Annotated in this window: 17 protein-coding genes; 15 read left to right on the top strand and 2 right to left on the bottom strand. The window is 73.1% G+C overall.

The genetic code is table 11. The annotated features are described in order from the left end of the window. The first annotated feature begins 15 nt into the window (after positions 1-15). The 13 genes from AB0H57_RS23250 (at position 16) to AB0H57_RS23310 (ending at position 10,098) form a co-directional block, all read left to right on the top strand. Positions 16-1,497, top strand: coding sequence for a 2-hydroxymuconic semialdehyde dehydrogenase (locus AB0H57_RS23250; RefSeq protein WP_357509771.1), 1,482 nt, complete (start codon positions 16-18; stop codon positions 1,495-1,497). A 56-nt stretch (positions 1,498-1,553) separates the two neighbouring features. Continuing rightward, a complete protein-coding gene (locus AB0H57_RS23255) occupies positions 1,554-2,357 on the top strand; it encodes a fumarylacetoacetate hydrolase family protein (RefSeq protein ID WP_357509700.1) in 804 nt (267 codons plus the stop codon). Then, on the top strand, positions 2,354-3,346 hold the full coding sequence (locus AB0H57_RS23260) for an acetaldehyde dehydrogenase (acetylating) (RefSeq protein WP_357509702.1): 993 nt from the start codon (positions 2,354-2,356) through the stop codon (positions 3,344-3,346). The genes AB0H57_RS23255 and AB0H57_RS23260 overlap by 4 nt, the downstream gene beginning before the upstream one ends. Further along, entirely contained in the window at positions 3,343-4,410 is a 1,068-nt protein-coding gene (gene dmpG / locus AB0H57_RS23265) for a 4-hydroxy-2-oxovalerate aldolase (RefSeq protein ID WP_357509704.1), read from the top strand. Before AB0H57_RS23260 ends, dmpG begins: the two co-directional genes overlap by 4 nt. Further along, the gene (locus tag AB0H57_RS23270) at positions 4,407-5,180 is read left to right on the top strand and encodes a 4-oxalocrotonate decarboxylase (RefSeq protein ID WP_357509706.1); all 774 of its coding nucleotides are present in this window, start codon (positions 4,407-4,409) and stop codon (positions 5,178-5,180) included. Before dmpG ends, AB0H57_RS23270 begins: the two co-directional genes overlap by 4 nt. After that, positions 5,177-5,599, top strand: a complete 423-nt coding sequence (locus AB0H57_RS23275; protein WP_357509708.1) for a RidA family protein — start codon at positions 5,177-5,179, stop codon at positions 5,597-5,599. The genes AB0H57_RS23270 and AB0H57_RS23275 overlap by 4 nt, the downstream gene beginning before the upstream one ends. Further along, positions 5,596-6,120, top strand: a complete 525-nt coding sequence (locus tag AB0H57_RS23280; protein ID WP_357509710.1) for a 3-hydroxyanthranilate 3,4-dioxygenase — start codon at positions 5,596-5,598, stop codon at positions 6,118-6,120. The genes AB0H57_RS23275 and AB0H57_RS23280 overlap by 4 nt, the downstream gene beginning before the upstream one ends. Further along, on the top strand, positions 6,120-7,160 hold the full coding sequence (locus AB0H57_RS23285; RefSeq protein ID WP_357509712.1) for an amidohydrolase family protein: 1,041 nt from the start codon (positions 6,120-6,122) through the stop codon (positions 7,158-7,160). Before AB0H57_RS23280 ends, AB0H57_RS23285 begins: the two co-directional genes overlap by 1 nt. 28 nt (positions 7,161-7,188) lie before the next feature. Continuing rightward, complete coding sequence (locus tag AB0H57_RS23290; protein WP_357509713.1) at positions 7,189-7,407, top strand: type II toxin-antitoxin system VapB family antitoxin; 219 nt, start codon at positions 7,189-7,191, stop codon at positions 7,405-7,407. Further along, positions 7,404-7,832: a hypothetical protein gene (locus AB0H57_RS23295; RefSeq protein ID WP_357509715.1), complete on the top strand. Its 429-nt coding sequence runs from the start codon at positions 7,404-7,406 to the stop codon at positions 7,830-7,832. Before AB0H57_RS23290 ends, AB0H57_RS23295 begins: the two co-directional genes overlap by 4 nt. 48 nt (positions 7,833-7,880) lie before the next feature. Then, positions 7,881-9,341 (top strand): amidase, encoded by a 1,461-nt coding sequence (locus AB0H57_RS23300; protein ID WP_357509717.1) that lies wholly within the window; start codon positions 7,881-7,883, stop codon positions 9,339-9,341. A gap of 105 nt (positions 9,342-9,446) precedes the next feature. After that, positions 9,447-9,698 (top strand): hypothetical protein, encoded by a 252-nt coding sequence (locus AB0H57_RS23305; RefSeq protein ID WP_357509773.1) that lies wholly within the window; start codon positions 9,447-9,449, stop codon positions 9,696-9,698. After that, complete coding sequence (locus AB0H57_RS23310; protein WP_357509719.1) at positions 9,685-10,098, top strand: DUF5130 family protein; 414 nt, start codon at positions 9,685-9,687, stop codon at positions 10,096-10,098. Before AB0H57_RS23305 ends, AB0H57_RS23310 begins: the two co-directional genes overlap by 14 nt. Before the next feature lie 72 nt (positions 10,099-10,170). On the opposite strand, the gene AB0H57_RS23315 is transcribed toward AB0H57_RS23310, so the two are convergent. Continuing rightward, on the bottom strand, positions 10,171-10,734 hold the full coding sequence (locus AB0H57_RS23315) for a Uma2 family endonuclease (RefSeq protein WP_357509721.1): 564 nt from the start codon (positions 10,732-10,734) through the stop codon (positions 10,171-10,173). A gap of 89 nt (positions 10,735-10,823) precedes the next feature. Beyond that, a complete protein-coding gene (gene pepN / locus AB0H57_RS23320) occupies positions 10,824-13,370 on the bottom strand; it encodes an aminopeptidase N (protein ID WP_357509723.1) in 2,547 nt (848 codons plus the stop codon). Positions 13,371-13,589: 219 nt separating this feature from the next. On the opposite strand from pepN, the gene AB0H57_RS23325 reads away from it, so the two are divergent. Together AB0H57_RS23325 and AB0H57_RS23330 are read left to right on the top strand one after the other, a co-directional pair. After that, entirely contained in the window at positions 13,590-14,213 is a 624-nt protein-coding gene (locus AB0H57_RS23325) for a disulfide bond formation protein DsbA (protein WP_357509725.1), read from the top strand. A gap of 173 nt (positions 14,214-14,386) precedes the next feature. Then, a complete protein-coding gene (locus AB0H57_RS23330) occupies positions 14,387-14,797 on the top strand; it encodes a hypothetical protein (RefSeq protein ID WP_357509727.1) in 411 nt (136 codons plus the stop codon). Positions 14,798-14,837: the final 40 nt, after the last annotated feature.

Here is a 14,837-nt window from a genome sequence, read left to right on the forward strand (position 1 = left end):
TGGGACCCGCGGCTGATGGCCGGGACCGCGCCGGACGGGCCGGTCCTGCTGCGCAACTTCGTCGGCGGGGAGTTCGTCGACGCCGGCTCCCGGTTCACCAAGCGCAGCCCGGTCACCGGCGAGCCGGTCTTCGAGGTGGTCGAGGCGGGCCGGTCCACGGTGGACGACGCGGTGGCCGCGGCACGGACGGCGCTGCGCGGGCCGTGGGGCCGGACGGGTGAGCGGGAACGCGCCGAGGTGCTGCGCCGGATCGCCGACGAGCTGGAACGGCGCTTCGACGACCTGGTCGCCGCCGAGGTGGCGGACACCGGCAAGGCCATCTCCCAGGCCCGTACGCTGGACATCCCGCGCGGCGCGGCCAACTTCCGGGCGTTCGCCGAGATCGTGGCGACCGCGCCCACCGAGTCGTTCACCACGGTCACCCCGACCGGCGGCCGGGCGTTGAACTACGCGGTCCGCAAGCCGGTCGGCGTGGTCGCGGTGATCGTGCCGTGGAACCTGCCGCTGCTGCTCCTGACCTGGAAGGTCGCCCCGGCGCTGGCCTGCGGCAACGCGGTGGTGGTGAAGCCCAGCGAGGAGACCCCGGCGTCGGCCACCCTGCTGGCCGAGGTGATGGCCGCGGCCGGCGTGCCCGACGGCGTGTTCAACCTGGTGCACGGCTTCGGCCCGGACTCGGCCGGCGAGTTCCTCACCCGGCACCCGGGCGTGGACGCGATCACCTTCACCGGCGAGTCCGCCACCGGCAGCGCCATCATGCGGGCCGCCGCGGACGGGGTGAAGGCGGTCAGCTTCGAGCTGGGCGGCAAGAACGCCGGCCTGGTCTTCGCCGACGCCGACCTGGACGCCGCGGTCGCCGGCTCGGTCCGGTCCAGCTTCACCAACGGCGGCCAGGTCTGCCTCTGCACCGAGCGGATCTACGTGCAGCGCCCGGTGTTCGAGGAGTTCACCGCCCGGCTGGCGAAGCGGGCGGGGGAGTTGGCGTACGGCTGGCCGGCCGACGAGGCGACGGTCAACATGCCGCTGATCTCGCACCCCCACCGGGACAAGGTGCTCGGCCACTACGAGCTGGCCCGGGCCGAGGGCGCCGAGGTGCTGACCGGGGGCGGGGTGCCGCACTTCGGCGACGCCCGGGACGGTGGCGCGTACGTGCGGCCGACCGTGCTGACCGGGCTCGGGCCGGACGCCCGGACCAACCGGGAGGAGATCTTCGGCCCGGTGGTGCACGTCGCCCCGTTCGACGACGAGGACGAGGCGTACGCGCTGGCCAACGGCACCGACTACGGCCTGGCGGCGACGGTCTGGACCCGGGACGTGGGCCGGGCGCACCGGGCCGGCGCCCGGCTGGACGCCGGCATCGTCTGGGTGAACACCTGGTTCCTCCGCGACCTGCGCACCCCGTTCGGCGGGGTGAAGGCCTCCGGCGTCGGCCGGGAGGGCGGCGTGCACTCGCTCGACTTCTACTCCGAGCTGACCAACGTCTGCGTGGACCTCACATGAGCGCACGTTCCGGGCAGAATGCACGGGGTCGTCAGCGAGCGAAGCGAGGAGCGGGGATGACCACAGTCGACATCGAGGCCGCGAACCGGGAACTGGCCGTCGCCCGGCAGGATGAGAAGCCGTGCCCGCCCCTGCGGGGCCGGCTGCTGCCGGAGGGCGACATCGAGGCCGCGTACCAGGTGCAGCAGGTCTACACCCGGCAGCGGCTCGGCAAGGGGCACCGGCGGGTGGGCGCGAAGGTCGGCCTGACCTCGCGGGCGGTGCAGGAGAGCTTCGGCGTCTTCCAGCCCGACTTCGGGGTGCTCTTCGACGACATGTCGGTCGGCGACGGGGTCGAGGTGCCGATGAGCCGGTTGCTCCAGCCCCGGGTGGAGGCGGAGGTCGCCTTCGTGCTCGGCGCCGACCTGCCCGACGAACGGGTCACCGGCGTCGACCTGATCCGCGCGGTGGACCACGTGCTGCCGGCCATCGAGATCGTCGACTCACGGATCGCCGGCTGGGACATCTCCATCGTGGACACGGTGGCCGACAACGCCTCCAGTGGGCTCTTCGTGCTGGGCACCACGCCCCGCCGGCTCGCCGACGTGGACCTGCGGCTGGCCGGCATGGTGCTCGAACACGCCGGGGAGCCGGTGTCGGTCGGCGCCGGGGCGGCCTGCCTCGGCAACCCACTGCACGCCCTGGAATGGCTGGCCGGCACCATGGCCCGGGCCGGCGACCCGCTGCGCGCCGGGGACGTGGTGCTCTCCGGCGCGCTCGGCCCGATGGTGCCGGTCACCCCGGGCGCCGCGTACGAGGCGCGGATCTCCGGGCTCGGCTCGGTCCGGACCTGTTTCTCTGCGATCGAGGAGACGCGATGACAGTCGGGGTGGCGGTGCTGGGGTCGGGCAACATCGGCACCGACCTGATGATCAAGGTACTGCGGTTGAGCAGTGCTGCTGATGGGTCGCGACTGCGGGACTCCGCTTCGCTGCGTTCCTCGCGCTCCCCGGCGAGCCTGCGGATGGTGGCGATGGCCGGGATCGACCCGGCCTCCGACGGCCTGGCCCGGGCCCGCCGGCTCGGCGTGGCCACCACCGCCGAGGGCGTGGACGGCCTGGTGGCGATGCCGGAGTTCGCCGACGTCGAGCTGGTCTTCGACGCCACCTCGGCCGGCGCGCACCGGCGGCACGACGCGGTGCTGCGGGCGCACGGTCGCACCGTGGTCGACCTGACCCCGGCGGCGATCGGCCCGTACGTGGTGCCCCCGGTCAACCTCGACGAACACCTGCACCAGCCGAACGTCAACATGGTGACCTGCGGCGGGCAGGCCACCGTGCCGATCGTGCACGCGGTCGGCCGGGTCACCCCGGTCGCGTACGGGGAGATCGTCGCCTCGATCGCCTCGAAGTCGGCGGGGCCGGGCACCCGGGCCAACATCGACGAGTTCACCGAGACCACCGCCCGGGCCATCGAGGTGGTCGGCGGCGCCGAGCGCGGCAAGGCCATCATCGTGCTGAACCCGGCCGACCCGCCGCTGCTGATGCGGGACACCGTCTACTGCCTCTGCCCGGACGCCGACGCCGACCGGGCCGCGATCGCCGCCTCCGTCGCCGACATGGTGCGGGCGGTGCAGGAGTACGTGCCCGGCTACCGGCTCAAGCAGGACGTGCAGTTCGACCGGGTGGACACGTACGCGCCGGTGCTCGGCCGGCACTTCACCGGGCTCCAGGTCTCGGTCTTCCTGGAGGTTTCCGGCGCCGGGCACTACCTGCCCGCGTACGCCGGGAACCTGGACATCATGACCTCGGCCGCGCTGCGTACCGCGGAGCGGCTGGTGGCCCTGCGGGCGAAGGGAGTCCCGGCATGACCGACCTGTATATCCAGGACGTGACGCTGCGGGACGGCATGCACGCCATCGCGCACCGGTACACGGTGGACCAGGTGCGGACCATCGCCGCCGTGCTGGACGCGGCCGGGGTGGCCGCGATCGAGGTGGCGCACGGCGACGGCCTGGCCGGGTCCAGCGTCAACTACGGCCACGGCGCGGCCCGCGACGCGGACTGGATCTCCGCCGCCGCCGAGGTGCTGACCGGCGCGAAGCTCACCACCCTGCTGCTGCCCGGCATCGGCACCATCGCCGACCTGAAGGCGGCGAAGGCGCTCGGGGTGACCAGCGTGCGGATCGCCACCCACTGCACCGAGGCGGACATCTCCGCGCAGCACATCTCCTGGGCCCGGGAGCACGGCATGGACGTCTCCGGGTTCCTGATGATGTCGCACCTGAACGACCCGGCCGGGCTGGCCGCCCAGGCCAAGCTGATGGAGTCGTACGGCGCGCACTGCGTCTACGTCACCGACTCCGGCGGCCGGCTGCTGATGTCCGACGTGGCGCAGCGGGTCGACGCGTACCGGCAGGTGCTCGAACCGGAGACACAGATCGGCATCCACGCGCACCACAACCTGTCGCTCGGCGTGGCGAACAGCGTGCTGGCGGTCGAGCACGGCCGGGTCCTCGGCGCCGGGCCGGCCGGTCCGGACGCCCCGCACGGCCGGACCGTCCGGGTGGACGCCTCGCTGGCCGGCATGGGCGCGGGCGCGGGCAACGCCCCGCTGGAGGTCTTCGTCGCGGTCGCCGAACTGCACGGCTGGAAGCACGGCTGCGACGTCTTCGCGCTGATGGATGCCGCCGACGACGTCGTCCGTCCGCTCCAGGACCGGCCGGTCCAGGTGGACCGGGAGACGCTCTCCCTCGGGTACGCGGGTGTCTACTCCAGCTTTCTGCGGCACGCCGAGCGGGCCTCGGCGAAGTACGGGGTGGACGTCCGGTCGATCCTGGTGGAGCTGGGCCGGCGCCGGATGGTCGGCGGCCAGGAGGACATGATCGTGGACGTGGCACTGGACCTCGCCGCCGGTAAGGAGAAGCTCTCATGATCGGGCCGGACGTCGCGGGGATCGCCGACAAGCTGGGGGCGGCGGCCGACACCGCCACCGCGATCCCGCAACTGGCCGCCGAGACCGGCCTCGACGTGGACACCGCGTACGCGGTGCAGGCCGCCCTGCTCCAGCGCCGCCTCGACCGCGGCGAGCGGCTGGTCGGGCTGAAGATGGGGCTGACCAGCAAGGCCAAGATGGCCCAGGTCGGGGTGGACGAGGTGATCTGGGGCCGGCTCACCGACGTGATGCGGGTGCCCGACGGGGGCACCGTGGACGTCGCCGACTTCATCCACCCCCGGGTGGAGCCGGAGGTGGCGTTCCTGCTGGACCGGCTGCCCGACCCGGGCGAGCCGGTCGGCTCCTTCACCCGGGCCGTCCGCGCGGTCGCCCCGGCGATCGAGCTGATCGACTCCCGGTACGCCAACTTCACCTTCTCCCTGCCGGACGTGATCGCCGACAACACCTCGGCGGCGGCGTTCGTCGTGGGGCCCTGGTCCCCGGTGCCGGACGGGCTGGACAACCTCGGCGTGCTGCTGGAGATCGACGGCCGGGTGGCGCAGGTCGGCTCGACGGCGGCGATCCTCGGCGACCCGCGCCGCGCGCTGGACGAGGGCATCCGGCTCGCCGGCCGGCACGGCGTCCGGTTGCGCAAGGGCTGGGTCTTCCTCGCCGGCGCGGCCACCGCCGCCGTGCCGCTGCGGCCGGGCGCGCACGTCCGGGCCGTCGTGGAGAAGCTCGGCACCGCCTCCCTCAAGGCCGCCGGATGACCGCGCGCGTCGTGGCCGGGAAGGCCGTGCCGCGCGGTGCCTTTCCGCACGTCAAGGTCGCGGGCGGCTTCGTCTTCGTGTCGGGTACGTCGGCACGCCGGCCGGACAACACCTTCGCCGGCGTGACGGTCGACGAGTTCGGCACCACCGACCTGGACATCCGGGCGCAGACCCGGGCCGTGGTGGAGAACATCCGGGACCTGCTCCGCTCGGTCGGCGCCGAGCTGACCGATCTGGTGCAGGTGACGTCGTACCTGGTCAGCATGAATGATTTCGGTGGATACAACGAGGTGTGGGCGGAGTTCTTCGACGCCACCGGGCCGACCCGGACGACGGTGGCGGTGCACCAGCTTCCGCATCCGCACCTGCTGATCGAGATGCAGGCCGTGGCGCTACTTCCGTCGGGAGGGTCATCGTGAGTGAGATCGCCGAGCCGTTCAGCTTCTCCGGCTGGATCGGGGAGAACCAGCACCTGCTCAAGCCGCCGGTGGGCAACAAGGAGATGCTGCCGGGCAGTGACGACTTCATCGTCATGGTGGTGGGCGGGCCGAACCAGCGCACCGACTTCCACGTCGACCCGTACGAGGAGTTCTTCTACCAGGTCAAGGGCAACATGCACGTCGATCTGATGCTTCCCGAGGGGCCGCGTACGGTGCACGTGCGGGAGGGGCAGATGTGGATGCTGCCGCGCAACACCCCGCACTCGCCGCAGCGCCCGGAGGCCGGCTCGATCGGGATGGTGATCGAGCGGGTCCGCGAGCAGGGCACCCTGGAGAAGTTCCAGTGGTACTGCCCGCAGTGTCACCACAAGGTGCACGAGGTGGAGTTGCAGGTCCGTGACATCGCCGCCGACCTGCCCCCGGTGTTCCAGGCGTTCTACGCCGACGAGAAGGCGCGCACCTGCGGCAACTGCGGCGCGCTGCACCCGGGCAAGGGCTGATGGCCGAGCCGGACCCGACCCGCGCGCCCGGGCGAGCGCCGGTGGTCGACGTGCACACGCACGTCGTACCGAAGGGGTGGCCGGACCTGGACGCGGCCTGCGGCGGGTCCGGCTGGCCCTGGCTGCGGATCGACTCCGAGCGCGCCGCCATGATCATGGTGGGGGAGACGGAGTTCCGCCCGGTCGGCGCGCCGTGCTGGGACGCGGACACCCGGCTGGCCGACATGGCCGCCGACGGCGTCGACGTGCAGGTCGTCTCGCCCACGCCGGTCTTCTTCAGCTACGACCGCCCGGCCGACCAGGCCGTCAAGGTGGCCCGGATCTTCAACGACCTGACCCTGGAGGTCACCGCCGCCGGCGGCGACCGGCTGGTGCCGTTCTGCCAGGTGCCGTTGCAGGACCCGGACGCGGCCTGCGCCGAGTTGGACCGCAGCCTCGCCGCCGGGCACGCCGGCGTGGAGATCGGCAACCACGTCGGTGACCGGGATCTCGACGACGCCGGCATCGTGCAGTTCCTGACCCACTGCGCGCAGGTCGGCGCGCCGGTCTTCGTGCACCCGTGGGACATGCCGGGCGGCCCCCGGCTGGACCGCTGGATGGCCCGCTGGCTGACCGGGATGCCCGCCGAGACCCACCTGTCGGTGCTGGCGCTGATCCTCGGCGGGGTGTTCGACCGGGTGCCGGAGACGCTGCGGATCTGCTTCGCGCACGGCGGCGGCAGCTTCCCGTTCTGGCTGGGCCGCGCGGACAATGCCTGGCACCGCCGGGGCGACCTGGTCCGCGGCGCCTCCACCGCCCCGCCCAGCGGGTACGTCGACCGGTTCAGCGTCGACTCGGTGGTCTTCGCGCCGGCCGCGCTGCGGCTGCTGGTGGAGACCATGGGCGCGGACCGGGTGCTGCTCGGCAGCGACTACCCGTACCCGCTGGGCGAGCGGCCGGTGGGGCAGGTCGTGCACCGGTCCGACTTCCTCACCGACGCCCAGCGGGCCGCGCTGCTCGGCGGCAACGCCCTGCGCTTCCTCGGCAGAGTCGATATATAGAGGTCTCGGTTTCATATACACTGCTGGCGTGAAGACTGTTATCGACCTTGACGACGAACTGCTCGAACGAGCCCGGCGTGAGCTGGGGACGAAGAGCAAGAAGGACACCGTTCACGCCGCGTTGCGGTTGGTCGCCGAGCGGGGCGAGCGGATGGAGGCGATCCGGGAACTCCTGTCGATCGAGCGTGACTGGACGGGCATCGTCGACGACGACAAGGTGCCCGACAGCGAGAAGGACGCCGCGTGAACGTTGCCCCCGGCCTGTACCTGATCGACACCTCGGCATGGGCGCGGCTGCGGTTGCCCTTGGTGGCGAAGCGGTTGACCGCCGTCCTGGAGGAAGGCTTGGCGGCGACATGCCTACCGCTCGACCTTGAGGATGGTCGCAGCGCACGCGACTTCCGCGATGCCATGGCGATCCGCGCCCGCCGCGCCCAGGTGATGGTCGAGCTTCCGGTCACCGCTGCCGTCTCCACTCGCGCCCGGGACCTGCAACTGGCACTGACCGCCCCGGGACATCACCGGGCGGCCAGTCCCACCGGCCTCACGGTCGCGGCGGTAGCCGCCGAATACTCCGCCACCGTCCTGCACTACGACCGGGACTTCGATCTGCTGGCGGAGGTCGGCGGTCCCCGGTCCGAGTGGGTGGCCCCGCCCGGAACCCTGTCCTGAGCTGTGTCGGGTCGGGCGTGGGCCGGCCCGACGGGGCAGGATGTCCCCATGGCCGAGCCGCACGACCTGACCGCGCTGGAGCAGGCCGCCGCGATCGCCGGGGGCGAGCTGTCGAGCGTGGAGCTGGTCGAGCACCACCTGCGCCGCGTCGACGCGCTCGGCGACACGGTGGGCGCGTTCGTCACCGTCACCCCCGAGCGGGCGCGCGCCGCCGCCCGGGCGGCCGACGCGGCCCCGGTGGCGCAGCGCGGCCCGCTGCACGGCGTACCGACCGCGCTCAAGGACCTGACGCTGACCGCGGGCGTGCGCACCACCTTCGGCTCGGCGGCGTTCGCCGACTTCGTGCCGCCGGTCGACGCCGACGTGGTCCGGTTCATGGCCGCCGCCGGCCTGGTCAGCCTCGGCAAGACCACCACCTCCGAGCTGGGCTGTTCGCTCTACTCCGAGGGGCTGGTCGCGCCGCCGGCCCGCAACCCGTGGGACCTGGCGTACACGGCGGGTGGCTCCAGTGGCGGCGCGGCGGCCGCGGTGGCGGCCGGCCTGGTGCCGGTGGCCCAGGGCTCCGACGGCGGCGGTTCGCTGCGCATCCCCGCGTCGCTGTGCGGCCTGGTCGGCTACAAACCCAGCCGGGGCCTGGTCTCCGGCGGGCCGCTCGGCTTCGGGGCGTTCGGCCTGCCCACCAACGGCCCGATCGGGCGGACCGTCGCCGACGTCGCCGCGCTGCTGGACGTGCTCGCGCAACCGGTGCCCGGCGAGCCGTACCTGCCGCCCGCCGCGCCCGCCGGCGGCCACCTGGCGGCGGCCCGCGCCGCCGCGCCCGGCCGCCTGCGGATCGGCCGGTTCACCGCGCCGATGCTGGCCGACACGCCGGTCCATCCGGACTGCGTCGCCGCCGTGGACCGGGCCGCCGCGCTGCTCACCGCCGCCGGTCACGAGGTGGTCGAGGTGGATCCGCCGCTCGGGCCGCGCGCCTGGCCGCTCTTCGAGACCGTCTGGTACGTCCTGGCGCTGGCCCCGGTGCCGCCGGAACGGGAGCGCGAGCTGCTGCCGCTGACCCGCTACCTGCGCGCCCGGGGCGCGGCGGTGGGCGCGGCCACGCTGATGGCCACCCTCGGCGAGCTGCAGAACCAGGTACGCCTCGGCGCACGCCGCACCGCCGGATGCGACCTGCTGCTCTGCCCGACGCTGGCCGCCCCGCAGGCTCCGGTCGGCTGGTTCGCGGAGGGTGACCCGGCCGGCGACTTCGACCGGCAACGCCGGTTCTCGCCGTACTGCGCCATCTTCAACCTCACGGGCGAACCGTCCGTGTCCCTGCCGGTCGGCCGCACCGCCGCCGGGCTGCCGGTCGGCGCCCTGCTCACCGGCCGGTACGGCGAGGACGCGCGGCTGCTCGCCGTCGCCGCGCAGGTCGAGCACGCGAGTGACGGGTGGGATCAGCACCCCGCAATCTGGCGAGCGGTCGGCTCCGCTAACGTGAATACAAGCGGAGTCGGGCGGCCGATGTCATGATCGTCCACCCGACCCGGAAATTCCTGGTCTCTCTTCCGCCTGGGGGCGTTGGGATTGTCTGTTACCGAGACGTCGCTGATCTTCGTCGGCATCCCGGCGGCCATCATGTTGGTGATCGTCGGGCTGGTCTTCGCCGGCAACCGCGGCAGTGGCGGCCCCGCCAAGCGCTACCGGCCGGGCCGGCGGTTCGACTTCACTCCGGTCTGGTTCCTGGGCCGCCCGGAGCAGCTGGCCGACTCGGCCGGCACCGCCCTGGCCGCGGGGGCGCAAGCGCCCGCGCTGACCAGCCGCAAGCAGGAGCAGGCCGGTGTCGAGGCGCCGGCCGGTGGAACCGGAGGCGCAAGTGACCGTTGGTGAGATGCAGCCCGAGGCGGGCACGGGCACCCCGCCCCAGGTGCTGGACGGGCCGTTCTCGACCCGCCAGCTGCTGCGGATCGATGAGGCCCTGCGCCTGGCCGACCAGGGCACGGGGCTGGTCTTCTCGGTCTACGTGGGCGGCCTGGACGAGCCGATCCGGGAGCACGCCGAGCGGCTGCACCGGCAGCTCGCCGAGCCGGACAAGTCCGTGCTCCTCGCGGTCTCCCCGAACCAGCGGCGGCTGGAGATCATCACCGGGAAGTACGCGCGCAAGCGCATCCCCGACACGTACGCCAAGCTGGCCGCGCTGAGCATGGTGGCCGCCTTCGGCGGCGGCGACCTGGCCGGCGGCATCATCAACGGCCTCGACCAGCTCGCCAGCCACGCCGGCAAGGGCTGAGCCCGCTCCTGCGCCTACGAGGAAGCCCGGTCCGCGACTCCCGCGGGCCGGGCTTTCCGGCTGTCCTCCGGGTCAGCGGGGCCAGTCGCTCGGCTCGAGCCGCATCGGCCACGGCTCGCTCACCTCGACCGGGTCGTCCGGCCCGACCGTGCCGAGCAGGTCGTAGTGGATGCCCTTGACCAGCTGGTGCCGGTACACCACCGGCCCGAAGTCGCCCCGCTCCACCCGCCAGTAGTGCGTGATGCCGGCCTCGGCGTAGAGGGCGGGCTTGGTGAACCGGTCCTGCCGGCGGCTGTTCGGCGACTCGACCTCGACCACGAGAGCGACGTCGGCGGCGTCGGTCCACAGCCGGCCCCGGGGGGCCTCCGGCCGCACGACGGTGATGTCCGGGATCAGATTTCCGTCCGGAATCCGGACACCGATCTCGCGGATCACCCGCCAGCCTGCCGGAGCTGCCTGCCGTAGCGACATCCGGATGTCATCGGCCAGCTCGTGATGATCCGGCCCGGCAGGTGGGGTCACGTGCAGGCTCCCGTCGATGATCTCGTAGCGGTTCCCGTCCTCTGGCAGGTCGAAGAGGTCCTGCTCCCGCCAGGCACGCTCCGGTGGGCGCCACTCGTGGGTCGGCTGTGCCATCACGTCCACCTCCTCCGGTCACGATAACGGCCCGGGGGCCGACGCGGGCCACTGCCCACGCCGACCCCCGGGCCGCGTACTCCGGATCGTCAGGCGCTCCGCGCGTCCCTGGCGCGGGCCTTCAGCGCGCGGACCACGCCGTCGCGGCCCTCGGCGACCAGCCGGCGCAGCGACGCCGGGTGGCCCTCGGCGGCCAGGAAGGCGTCGGTGGCCGCGACCGTGTCCTCCTCGACCAGGTAGGACGGGTAGGCCAGCAGCGCGAACTCCTGCGCCGGCTCGCTGTCCCGGCTGGCCCAGACGTCGCCGGCCGCGGCGAAGTACCGGTCGCGGTACGGCGCGACCAGCTCCACCTGCGTCGGGTGGCTGAAGCCCTGCAGCAGCGCCCGCTGCCGCCAGTTCGGCAACTGCTCCGGGCCGGTCAGCTCGGCCCAGACGGCGGCCTTGTTCTCGGCGGTGGGGATCAGCGCCCGGGCGTACGCGGCCTCCCGCTCGCCGCTGGTGGTCCGGTCGTTCGCCAGCTCGGCGTCGATCTCGGCGGCCCCGGCCGCGCCGTTGGCCACCAGCGACTGGAGCACCGACCAGCGCAGCTCGGTGTCGACGGTCAGCCCGGCGGGCACATCTCCGCCGTTCAGCCAGCCGCGCAGCGTGGCGAGGTCCTCGGCCGAGCGGGCCGCCGAGGCGTACGCGCGGGCCCAGGCGAGCTGGAAGCCGCTGCCCGGCTCGGCCGCGGCCAGCGCGGTCCTGGCAGTCCGGGCCAGCTCGGCCCAGCCGGTCGGCGCCCACGCCGGATCGACGTAGACGGCGAGCGTGGTGGCCGCCTGCCGCACGGTGGCCGTGACCAGGTTGATGTCGGTCTCGGCGGGCAGCCCGGCCAGCACCAGGGCCACGTAGTCCCGGCCGGCCAGCTCGGCGTCGCGGGTCATGTCCCAGGCGGCGGCCCAGCACAGCGCCCGGGACAGCGACGAGTCGAGGCCGGCGATGTGCTGCACCACGGTGGCCATCGAACGCTCGTCCAGCCGCAGCTTGGCGTACGTCAGGTCGTCGTCGTTGAGCAGCAGCACGTCGGCGGCCCGCTTGCCGTGCAGCGCGGACAGCTCGGTGGCGTCCCCGGTGACGTCCACCTCGACCCGCTCCCGGCGGCTGAGCCGCCCGTCGGCCAGGTCGTAGAGGCCGACCCCGATCCGGTGGGTACGCAACGTCGGGTGTCCGGCCGGCGCCTCCTGGCGCACCACCACCCGCTGATAGTTGCCGTCCGCGTCGATGCTCACCTCGGGGCGCAGCGTGTTGACCTGCGCCGTCTCCAGCCACTGGGCGGCGAACTTGCGCAGCTCCCGGCCGGAGGCCGCCTCCAGCTCGGAGAGCAGGTCGTCGAAGGTGGCGTTGCCCCAGGCGTGCTTGCCGAAGTAGGCCCGCAGGCCGGCCAGGAACGGCTCCTCGCCCACGTACGCGACGAGCTGCTTGAGCACGCTCGCGCCCTTGGCGTACGTGATGCCGTCGAAGTTGACCTCGACCGCCTCCAGGTCCGGCATCTCGCAGTAGACCGGGTGGGTGGAGGAGAGCTGATCCTGCCGGTAGCCCCAGTTCTTCCGGATGGACAGGAAGGTCGTCCACGCGTCGGTGAACCGGGTGGCGTTGGTGTTGCACCAGTGGCTGGCCCACTCGGCGAACGACTCGTTCAGCCACAGGTCGTTCCACCAGCGCATGGTGACCAGGTCACCGAACCACATGTGGGCCAGCTCGTGCAGGATCGTGTTGGCCCGCTGCTCGTACTCGAAGTCGGTGACCTGGGAGCGGAAGATGTAGTGCGACTCGGCGTGCGTGACGCAGCCGAAGTTCTCCATCGCGCCGGCGTTGAAGTTCGGCACCCAGAGCTGGTCGTACTTGGGCAGCGGGTAGCGCACGCCGAACTTCTCGTGGAAGAAGTCGAAGCCCTGCTTGGTGATCAGGAAGAGGTCGTCCGAATCCAGGTGCGGGGCCATCGAGGCGCGGCAGAAGACCCCCAGGTCGATGCCGTCGTGGCTGTCCCGCACCTCGTGGTACGGCCCGGCGCAGAGCGCGGTGATGTAGGTGCTCATCCGGGCCGACTCGACGAAGTGGACCGTCTTCAGCCCCTCACCGGCCGGCTCCTCCCGCTCCACCGGCATGTTGGACACCACGCGCCAGTGGTCGGGGACGGTGGCGTGCCAGGTGTAGACGCTCTTCAGGTCGGGCTGGTCGAAGCAGGCGAAGACCTTCTGCGCGTCCGCCGTCTCGAACTGGCTGTAGAGGTAGGTCTCGCCGTCCACCGGGTCGGCGGTGCGGTGCAGGCCCTGCCCGCTGCTGGAGTAGCCGAAGTCGGCGTCCACCACCAGCGTGTTCTCGGCCTGCAGGTCGGGCAGTGCGAGACCCTTCTCGGCCGACCAGCCGCTGAGGTCGAGCGGGGCCCCGTTGAGGGTGGCCGACCGGACCGACTCGGCCGCGGCCTCGATGAAGGTGCTGGCACCCGGCTCGGCGCAGCGGAACCGGATCTCCGTCACGGACCGGAACGTCCGTCCTTCGGCCTGCACGGCGGTCGACAGGTCCAGGCGGATGTCGTATCCGGCCACATCGAGCAGACGGGCCCGCTCGGTGGCCTCGACCTGGTTCAGGTTGCGCACTCCCGGCACTTTTCGTCTCCATCCCACTATCGCCGCTGCCCGGCGTCGCGACCCCGGCGGCCGTTCGTGGCGGCCGGGCCCGGGATCGAGTCTTCCATGCACCACGCCCCTCGGTGGTCGAGGTCACGCTCTCATTCCGCTGCCGGTCGATGACCGCCGGGGTGAGGATCGGGGGAGAGGCGCCGGAGGCCCGGCGTCGCATCGTGAAGGGATATCACCGTGGCCGAGCGCGCCGCCGTCGACATGTTTTTCGACCCGATCTGTCCGTGGGCCTGGATCACCTCCCGTTGGCTGCTGGAGGTCGAGCAGGTCCGCGACGTGGACATCCGCTTCCGCGTGATGAGCCTGTCCGTGCTCAACGAGGGGCGGGAGCTGCCCGAGCCGTACCAGGAGGCGATGAAGACCGGCTGGGGCCCGGTGCGGGTCTGCATCGCGGTCGAGCAGCGGTACGGCCCGGCGGAGGTGCGCAAGCTGTACACCGCGCTCGGCACCCGGATCCACCTCGGCAAGGAGCAGGTCGGGCGGGAGTTGCTGGTGGCCGCGCTGACCGACGTCGGGCTGGACCCGGCGCTGGCCGACGCCGCCGAGTCGACGGCGTACGACGAGGCGCTGCGGGCCAGCCACGAGGCCGGCATGCGGCCGGTCGGCACCGACGTCGGCACCCCGGTGGTGCACGCCCCCGGCCCGGACGGCGCGATGGTGGCCTTCTTCGGGCCGGTGGTCACCCCCGCCCCGAAGGGCGAGGCGGCCGGCCGGCTCTACGACGGCGTGCTGCTGGTCGCCGGCACTCCCGGCTTCTACGAGCTCAAGCGCACCCGCGAGCAGTCCCCCATCTTCGACTGAGGTGTAAGGCGGGGCCCCCGGTTAACGCTTTCGGTAGAGGAGGGGCTCCTGTCAACAGCCGCAACCCCGCGCCGCCCGGGCGTCACCCGGTCGGCGCGGGTCTCGTTTCACCGGGTGTTGTCCCAGCCGGCGGCCTCCGGGCCGCACCCCTGGCAGCTCCTGGAGGCGTTCCCATGGGTAAGCACCGCAGCCTGTCCGACGACGCGCCGCCGGAGGTGGCGACCGAGGAACCCGGTGCGACGTACTGGTCCGTGGCCGAGGCCGACTGGCCCGAGCTTCGGCCGACCTTCCCGGCGGAACTGGGCGACCTGCTCGCCCCGCCGATCGTGGTCGGCGTCGCCCGGGTGGCGGCCAGCTCCCGGCTGACCCCGCCGGCCGACGCGGTCGCCGATCCCCGCGCCGTCGACCCCGTCCGGGCCACCGCCCCGGCCGGCCGTCCGATGCCGCCGGCGGTCACGACGGTACGGCTCGGGCCGGCGGCCGGGCCGTACCGCCCCGCCGGCCCGGTCCCGGGCCGCCGCCCGACCGCCCCGACGCCGGGCCGGCACCGCAGCCCGCACGCCCCGGCCGACCGCGCCGGCTGAGCCAGAGCCGCCGGGGGCGTCGGTTGTTGAGCGGGCCCCC

Origin of the sequence: Micromonospora sp. NPDC050686 (genome assembly GCF_040654475.1) — a bacterium.
Taxonomy (GTDB): domain Bacteria; phylum Actinomycetota; class Actinomycetes; order Mycobacteriales; family Micromonosporaceae; genus Micromonospora.

Excerpts from the sequence above, each read along its gene's own strand:
- AB0H57_RS23285 (WP_357509712.1), top strand. The coding sequence starts at position 6,120 with ATGGCCGAGCCGGACCCGACCCGCGCGCCCGGGCGAGCGCCGGTGGTC.
- dmpG (WP_357509704.1), top strand. The coding sequence starts at position 3,343 with ATGACCGACCTGTATATCCAGGACGTGACGCTGCGGGACGGCATGCAC.
- AB0H57_RS23300 (WP_357509717.1), top strand. The coding sequence starts at position 7,881 with ATGGCCGAGCCGCACGACCTGACCGCGCTGGAGCAGGCCGCCGCGATC.
- AB0H57_RS23255 (WP_357509700.1), top strand. The coding sequence starts at position 1,554 with ATGACCACAGTCGACATCGAGGCCGCGAACCGGGAACTGGCCGTCGCC.
- AB0H57_RS23330 (WP_357509727.1), top strand. The coding sequence starts at position 14,387 with ATGGGTAAGCACCGCAGCCTGTCCGACGACGCGCCGCCGGAGGTGGCG.
- AB0H57_RS23250 (WP_357509771.1), top strand. The coding sequence starts at position 16 with ATGGCCGGGACCGCGCCGGACGGGCCGGTCCTGCTGCGCAACTTCGTC.
- AB0H57_RS23260 (WP_357509702.1), top strand. The coding sequence starts at position 2,354 with ATGACAGTCGGGGTGGCGGTGCTGGGGTCGGGCAACATCGGCACCGAC.
- AB0H57_RS23275 (WP_357509708.1), top strand. The coding sequence starts at position 5,177 with ATGACCGCGCGCGTCGTGGCCGGGAAGGCCGTGCCGCGCGGTGCCTTT.
- AB0H57_RS23305 (WP_357509773.1), top strand. The coding sequence starts at position 9,447 with ATGTTGGTGATCGTCGGGCTGGTCTTCGCCGGCAACCGCGGCAGTGGC.
- AB0H57_RS23270 (WP_357509706.1), top strand. The coding sequence starts at position 4,407 with ATGATCGGGCCGGACGTCGCGGGGATCGCCGACAAGCTGGGGGCGGCG.
- AB0H57_RS23315 (WP_357509721.1), bottom strand. The coding sequence starts at position 10,734 with ATGGCACAGCCGACCCACGAGTGGCGCCCACCGGAGCGTGCCTGGCGG.